Below are 235 nucleotides of genomic sequence, written 5' to 3' on the forward strand. Positions count from 1 at the left end.
AGCCGGGCATTATGAGCAAGCCACCGACAACGGTTTGCGAGCGGTGGCGATGAATCCGGGGGACATCTGGGGTATTCATGCGGTGGCTCACGCCCGGGAAATGCGTGGCCAGTTCCAGGACTGTGCGGCATTCATGCGCCAGTACGAACCGTACTGGAACAAGGATAACGATATGATCAGTCATAATGCCATCCACCTTGACCTGTTCCTGCTGGAAACCGGTGAACTGGAGGAA

General features: G+C 56.2%; 1 protein-coding gene. It reads left to right on the plus strand.

Features of this window, described 5'->3' with window-relative positions; translation table 11 throughout:
• On the plus strand, window positions 1-235 hold a 235-nt coding region (locus Q4563_RS22670; protein WP_303606156.1), incomplete at both ends, for a hypothetical protein.

This window comes from Gilvimarinus sp. 1_MG-2023 (assembly GCF_030548285.1).